The sequence below is a fragment of the Bartonella sp. AA18HLJMS genome, assembly GCF_042197245.1.
Lineage (GTDB): Bacteria > Pseudomonadota > Alphaproteobacteria > Rhizobiales > Rhizobiaceae > Bartonella.
This window is the reverse complement of record NZ_JBHIRP010000090.1, coordinates 1-594: the sequence shown is the minus strand read 5'-3', so window position 1 is coordinate 594 and position 594 is coordinate 1. Positions and strand designations below refer to the sequence as shown.

Genomic DNA, 594 nt, shown 5'->3' with positions numbered 1-594 from the left:
GATGAAAATGGAAAACCTATAAAAGGCAGTGATGGAAAATATATCACTCTGTATCACTTTTTAAAGCCAGAGGAAGAAAAGCATTTACAAAAAGGCCCTAATGGTGCTGTTTATATGTTCTACAATGGCATTTTTAATTCACCAGATGAAGCAGCCGGTAATGCTGTCCAATTGGCTGTTAATAAAAATGGTCCCCTTTATTTTACATACTTTCCCCAAGCTGATGATGTGCTGGTAGAATTAGGGGTAGCATATTATCAAAAGTTTTGGGAGGGTAGCACTTGGGGATTGAGTAATTCGACCAAGAAGTTCCAAGATTTTATCTATCGTTATGGCAATGACAATGCTATTGTTAGTGGGCATAGCCGGGGTACCTTAACAATACGCAATGGAGCAAATGACTTGCAAGAACATGGTATCCACAGTGTAGCCAAGAAAACAGACTTCTATCTTGTTGGAGCGGCTGCTCACATGCAATCGATGGCCAATACAGTAGATTATCTAAGCGATGGCGAAAAAAATTATATCTACATACAAGGTCATATGTTAGACCCCATTAGTACAGTGATTGGTTACAATTGGCCTACGGCTTAT

1 pseudogene is annotated in these 594 nt (G+C 39.2%); it reads left to right on the top strand.

The features are described from left to right. Positions 1 to 594, top strand: a pseudogene (locus tag ACFINW_RS10100) (filamentous hemagglutinin); the annotation flags it as partial.